3 protein-coding genes are annotated in these 7,192 nt (G+C 45.2%); all 3 read right to left on the bottom strand.

Annotation, left to right across the window (positions count from 1 at the left end):
- Positions 1 to 1,475: MutS N-terminal domain-containing protein (locus tag ACKPQ4_RS07035; RefSeq protein WP_456151855.1), on the bottom strand; the 1,475-nt coding region annotated here is incomplete at its 3' end.
- A 70-nt stretch (positions 1,476 to 1,545) separates the two neighbouring features.
- Positions 1,546 to 2,484: an outer membrane beta-barrel protein gene (locus tag ACKPQ4_RS07030; protein ID WP_407680481.1), complete on the bottom strand. Its 939-nt coding sequence runs from the start codon at positions 2,482 to 2,484 to the stop codon at positions 1,546 to 1,548.
- 19 nt (positions 2,485 to 2,503) lie between these two features.
- The coding region (locus tag ACKPQ4_RS07025) for a tandem-95 repeat protein (protein WP_407680480.1) at positions 2,504 to 7,192 on the bottom strand (4,689 nt) is incomplete at its 5' end.

The following is a 7,192-nucleotide window of genomic DNA, read 5'->3' as shown; positions in this document are numbered from 1 at the left end:
GTCACCTCGATAAAATACCCGAACGCTCCATTGTACTTTACTTTGAGGTTGGAAATTCCTGTTTTTTCACGCTCGCCGGCCTCAAGTTCGAGAATCCATCTTTTCCCCCCGCCGGCAAGATCGCGCAGACGATCAAACTCCTGATCGTATTCTGCCCGAATTACCCGGCCTCCCTCTCCCTTTACATCCAACTTGATCTCAGCGGGCAGTTCCTCTTCCAATGCCCGGTTTAATAGATCTCCAAGATCTTCAAAAAGTTCGATCCGGCTGGCCAAAGATTGGATGGCAGGAAAGTCTTTACCGAGCTCGGATAGGCTCTGGCGAATAGCGGGCAGTCCACGGACTGTTGCCCGCAAACCTCCAAGTTCGCGTGGGCGAACCACCCGGTTGCGCAACCGGCCAAGGATGCGCTCTAAATCGGCTCCATGCCGTAAAGTCTCCCTCACCTCTTCAACCGCCCTTGGGGATCGGGAAAATTCATCCACACAGGCCTGGCGTCTTTGAATCTCCGCCAAGTCGCGCTCGGGACGGGCAAGAAAACTTTCCACCAAGCGGGCACCTGCTGGACTTGCAGTGTCGTCCATACAATCGAGTAATGACCCCTTACGGGCCTGAGCAGAAGTACGAAAAACTTCAAGGTTTCGTTGGGTCGCTGGGTCGAGTAAAAGAGCAGCTCCCGCCCGGTATTCTTCTATCCTGTTTAAATTTCCGGGCTTCCCCTTGAGCACATCCTGAGCATAGACCAGCACGGCACCAGCCGGACCAAGCCCACCGTGTTCAAGATCAATCCCAAAGCCCTCCAGGTTCATCACACCGAGGCTTTCCATAACTTCACGTGCTCCCGAACGTTGATCAAAGTCAAAGTCTGGCCTTTCCGTACGGGTAATTTCTCCCAAGGCCCGATCAATTTCATCGCTCAATGCCTTGCCATTTTCCATCATCTCTAAACGCCTGCCCAAGCTTTCCGGCATTAAGACCTCCCGAGGAGAAAGGGAATGTAGCACTGAAAATAAATCTCCCGGTTTGGTTTGTGCGGAAAGAGCAAACTTCCCGGTCGATAAATCGAGCCAGGCAGCACGGGCTCCCTTTTTATCAAGGTCGAGAGCGAGGAGAAAATGATTATGTGAAGCCTCCAACTGGCGATCCTCCAAGACCGTGCCTGGGGTTAGAATACGGGTAATTCCCCGCTTCACCAGCTTACCAGGCTGGGGAGCTTCCAACTGGTCACAAATTGCCACCTTTTTCCCCTGAGCGAGTAGCTTACTCAAATAAGATTCAGCAGCATGGGAGGGAATTCCCGCCATAGGCATATCATGCCGCTTGGTCAGGGTAATTCCAAGCAAGGCGGCACCCTGCTCGGCATCGGTCTCAAACATCTCATAGAAATCCCCAAGGCGGAAAAGCAACAAGGTATCATCCTCGAGGCTTTGCCGGGCCTCGCGGTATTGTTTCATCATGGGAGTGTCCGAGCTCATGCAGGAAAGCTTCCAAGCAATCCCTGAGCGAGGGATTCGTCAAGGGAATGAAATTGACGTGAGAAAAAAACTAGAAATTTGCCCCCACTCCCAACTCAATCAAGTGCTGGAAGGAACCATCAAAAGATTCATTGGAGGTTAACCCAAGCAAGCGGTATCCCAACCGGGCAGAATAGTTTTGGGAAAACATGTATTCCAATCCCATTGAAAAATCATAGGTGAAAACCAGTGAAGAATCGGCACCACTTTTAGTTGAGTCATTGCCCCATTTCCCGCGACTCTTAACTTGAACATCAACATAGTTTTTACGCCAAGCAAATCCAGCACCTAGACCACCATAGGTTGAAAGTTTTTGACTGAGCGAGATAGTATATCCAGCTCCCAATGAAAGAGAAAATGACTCCTCCGTACCAAAAACCTTATACTCTTTATTTAAATCATTTTTAAAATCAAGATTTTGATTTTCCAAATATTGGTAAGCTACACGCACATAAGCCATCCAGTTATCCCATCTTCTAGCAGCAGATACTCCGATGGAGTTACCCCACTCACCATCCAAATCATCGTCAAGATTGTCTTGTGAAAAATTTGTGGATGTTGCCACAGCAAATCCAACCAAAGGCATTAAGTAGTAATCTCCTTTTCGTTGCTGAGTCGTAGGCACCACCCGAACAACCTCCGATTGGTAAACAGTGGGTGACTCTTCTGTAATAGGCTCTTCGGGGATTGGCAAGGGCTCCACCATCGGCCCTGGCAATTGGTCGTAAGATTGCTGGGCATCCGTCTCCAGTTGTACAGGAGCAAGAGACTCATTGCGGTCGATCAAGTCAATCGGCTCGGTGCCCGACATTTCACTGAGGCGGTTGGAAAGATCAAGAGCTCGTTGTTCCATCTGCAGGAACCTGCGCTGAAGCTCCGAAACAGGAGCACTATCGCTGTTTTGCCCCCACACAGAACCGTATATGGATAAAGCAAAGAAAACGGAAGCAATGCGTAAAAAAATACTCACAGGTCGTATGGAAAACGATTTAATAAGAAAAATCAAACTGAAGAATCCTGTTAAGGGTTGAAGACTTAGCAAAACGGTTCAACTCGATAATTATTTGTAAAGCCTCACTATCCGAAAAGTAAGAACTATTCTCAATATACTCTCCAAGGCCCTCGAGACTGGGCAGAATCTCAATAATCTCATCCCGCACCTGCATACGAACGAAGTCTTTTTCGTAATAGAGTACATCCTGATCTGTTCGTAAGAACCAACCACCTGTATCGTTTACACCACCTTCCCAATGCAACCATTGCTGAAGCCCCTGATGGTAGACCCATCTGAAATATTTATCCCCCGTCCAAAACCAACCGAGATTTTCACGCCACATCCAGGAGGCATCAAGCAATTGATCAGGCTGATGAACGTAAACCCAACCCATTTCCATATGATAAATCCAATTTTCACGTCCCTGTGAAATATCCTGATAATAGGAACCCAAAAACATTAAATTTGTCCAGTCAGGCATCTCTGCACTGGTAGCCACCCAGATACGGGCAGTTGCAGTGTCTTCTAAACCTTGGTCGATCAAACGGTATTGAAAACTATCCTCGCCCATAAATCCCTTAGGTGGAACATATTTAAAGACTCCTCGAACCAAAGAAGTATTAAGATTTACTCCGTTAGCAGTTTGGGAACTTATCCATTCAACCTGATAAGAACTTTTTTCTGCTGGATCGTCGGGTCCAGAATGATCGTTCTTTAAGACATCGATCAAAATAGTCGGATTGGAAAATCTACTTTCCTGATAAAAATATTTGAGATCATCCACTGCCACTGGGGGGTCGTTTACTGGGGATATTAAAAGTTCAATTATTTGAGAACGTGTTGAAAAATCATCAGAAACAAGCACCCCGAAGGAATCCAATCCATAGTAGTCCACATTGGGCCGATAGCTAAAAGCACCACCTGCTGTATTAGCAAGACCATGATTTGCCTGAAACTCTATCTCGTACTTCACCACATCCCCATCTTCATCAAAGGATTCAAAGGTTTCAAAAAGTTCACCATCTTCGGATAAGGAATAATTCTTCTGGAGTAGAACAGGCGCGTCGTTGGCATCTTCCAATTCAACAAATATAGTTTGATTTGTTTCAAACACACCGTCGGAAACCCCGATAACTACCTCAAATATACCATCAGTATTTGAATCTTTTGGGGCTTCAAAATTCCGAAGTGATGTAAAATGAAGAGACCCGTTGGACTCGTTGATCGAGAAGAATCCCGCGTCTGCCCCCTTGGCAACCCGGTAAGCCAAGTTGGTGGTTTCGTTATCTTCCGCCGTTACTTGGGTTATAAAAAGACGGTCTTCGGGAATGGTTAACTGGTAGAAAGTTTCGCCTCCTCCACTGGTATAATATGGAGGACTTTCATCCTGATCGGCAACCACTACAAACACAGTATAAGTTTGCCCTAAAGCGGAGTCATTTAAATCGATCAAAAGTTCGTAACGATTATCCTCGTTGGAATCATTCGCATCCTCAAAATCAAAACCGCCAGGATAAATGCTTTCGAGAATTCCATTATTTGAAAGGGTAAAAAGTTCAGCATCTATGCCCCCGATAATGCTGGCATTGGGGTCCTCAAGTTTATCGGGGTCAGAAACCTGAAGGTCGGCAACGAAGGATTGATTCTCAGGAATGGTAAAGGTCGTTCCTTGGAGTCCTGCCTTGAGAACGGAAGAAGGTAGACTGTCTGGTAAGTTGTTTATGAAAATGGTCAAGTTGTGCTCAGTACGAGGGGAATAAGGATCTTGTAAACCCAATTGGGCAACGTAGCCAAGTTCGGTACCATCTCGTTCATAATCGGACAATCGATCCTGTTTAAAATAGAGGACATTGCCCAGAACTTCAAAGTCGGGATCAGCTTGGTTCCAAGTCGTCCAAACCATAGAGTCACCATCTCCATCATAAGACAGTAATTCCAGTACCTTGGCCACCCCTTCATCTCTGGTAACCAAATTCGGGATCCTAGCAACGGGGTCATCGTTTACGGGCAGTACATCAACCTTAAACTGAATGATCACAGGCAATCCGGAACGGTTCAATGCTTCAATGAAGAACTCGTCCATTCCAGAATAATTCCCGTCTGGTTGATAAGAGATAGAAAAATTATTTTCTATGCTTGCGATCCCATGGGATGCTTCACGAAATACCCCGTATCCGGCAATTCCCCCACCCACATTTGAGGAGTCGACTGCCTGAAGGTCAGACAATGGAAGAAGTAACAGATTATCCTCAATCATCACTTGCTCCTGAGCAAGAAAGGTTGGAGTTACCAAAGGAGGTTCAGCACCTTCCTGTATTTGGATGGTAATTTCTTGCTCGTCAGAAAGGCCCGCATCATCAGTTATGCGGACAATAACGCGGTAATCGTTGTTAGCATTGAAATCCTTGGGGTTTTCAAAGTCTGGTAGGTAAGGAAAGCTAACCACCCCTGTTTGCGGGTCTACAGTAAAGACATCACTTCGAAACTGTAAATGCCCACTTGATGCATTAATTTCAAAAAACTCGAAATCCTGCCCACCTGCCAAGTCGAATATCGTTCCTTCTTTAACCAACAAATTTGATTCTGGATTAAAAGAGTCTATTGATTGGGCTACAGTAAAACTATGCTCAGCGTGATTAATTTGGTTAGCTAAACTCGTAAAAACTGGAGGCTCATTTACCGGTAATACTTTTAATATAATTTTCTTTTGGTCGGATTGTGTTGGCTGGTCGGGATAGGCTGGTTTTTTTCGCACTTCAACGACTAATTCGTATTGGTTGTCCTGATCGAAATCTTTAGGGTCTTCGAAGTCGGGTGCATTCTTAAAAAATAGTTTTCCTCCTGCACCAAACTTTGTCTCATCGAATAAAGCTGCATTTTCGCTAACCACATCTCCACCTTCGGGCTGAAAAAACCGGAATTCAACAACATCGACGCGTCTATCCAAATCGAGCACCTGTAGAGATTGAATGCCAGAGTCCTCGGCAACTTTAAGCACCTTAATTACATCAAAGATGATTTTAGGCTCATTATCGACTTCCCGATGCTTTAGTTGAAAAATGTAGGGTTCATTAACCTCCCCAACAATCAAGGACGGATCACCGTCCGCCCCAAAATAAAAAGGAGAAATCAAGCCGGGTTTTTGAGGGCGATCGGGCCAACCATCGAGCACATCAGGAAATTCTGACTCATCGGTAAATGCATTCTTAGGGGACCCAAAACCGTTTGCTAGGCCCAATGAAACCATTACCTGCTCATCCTCTACAAAAACTAAATCAGGTCTATCATTGCCGAGAAGGTCGAGTACTTTTATTGAAGTAACTTTCTTACCCGCACTAAGAAAAGAGTTTTGAAACAATCCAGAGCCTAGGTTTTGTATTTGGGTCAATCCCTCATCTGAACCGATCAAAAGATCCGAACAGGAGAATCCGTCATCTAATTTATTTGCATCATTGGGGTTATATATTTGTAGCACCCTTGGCCGCGTTAAACTGGCTACCACTCCTGCATAAGAAAAACCTCCCATTCCATCATTCGAGTACCAAAGAACTTCGTTAGCATTTAAGTAGGCGATCACCAAATCGAGGTCGTAATCTCCGTCAACATCCTGGGCAACAACCTGGGAAATTTTGCCTCTTTGCAAACGATCTGAAGCACGGTCCAAGTCGATCGTTATAATCTTATCCCCAAAGGGTAGATTCCCTTGGGGGTTATTAAGAAAGAGGGCTGCTCCCGGTTTATCTTCGCCAAATTCATGGTAGCAAACCAACAAGTCCAAAGAACCGTCAAAATTAAGATCTTCCACGAGTGCAGAAGTGGGAGAACCCTGGATCGCTGCCGACATGACATCTTTCAAACCTTGATGAGCATTGAAGGTGCCTGTGCCGTCGTTTTCAAAATAAAGAATACTTCGACTTGTCAAGGCTACCACATCGTTTATGCCGGCATTTCGCAAGTCCCCCGATACCGCGTGCCTCCCGGACCAATCAAGCGGACCCGATACGGACTCAACTGATAGACTATCAAACGCAAGACTTGCTTTGGTTGCAGTTTTTTGGTGAGGAATAAAAGCTGCCCCCAATTCGGTCATAATCAACATATCCGGAAACTTAACTGGGGATTCCGCATCAAACACCTCAATATCAACAACAAATGATTCGTTCTCTAGAATTTCAATTTCAGACAGGGCAGGAAGTGGTGGCAAGGGATCTAAAATTTCGAAAGTGAAATCATCATCAAGAACTTTTATGTAAAAAGGTTCCACCACCCTATCGGAATAGCTCGGTCGACCATCCTGAACTGGACTAACCTGCATTCTTACCTCGTAAAGGTTGTTCCCGTTTGTACTTTCCGGATTTTCATAATCGGGAGGGAATAAAAAGGACAGTTTATTGGAAGAGGAATTAAATTCGAATAAATGATCGTCCGGACCCTCCTGCGATATTTCGATCAATAAATTTTTGTTTTGATCTTTAGTTGAAGCATTTATTTCAAAATATTCCACCTTTTGCTCGACGATGCTAAAGTTTGCGTCTTCAAAAACGGGATCATACTTGGCGGCAAAGATAGGTGGCTCAACATTGTTAACGACCTGCACTTCTACGAGCATCTCATTGAATTTTGCTTCATCGTTAAATTCGGTTATGCGAATAAGTGCCTGGTATCGATTATCCAACCCAAGATC

Origin of the sequence: Candidatus Chordibacter forsetii (assembly GCF_964187505.1) — a bacterium.
GTDB lineage: Bacteria > Verrucomicrobiota > Verrucomicrobiia > Opitutales > Seribacteraceae > Chordibacter > Chordibacter forsetii.
This window is presented reverse-complemented; position numbering and strand designations above follow the sequence as displayed.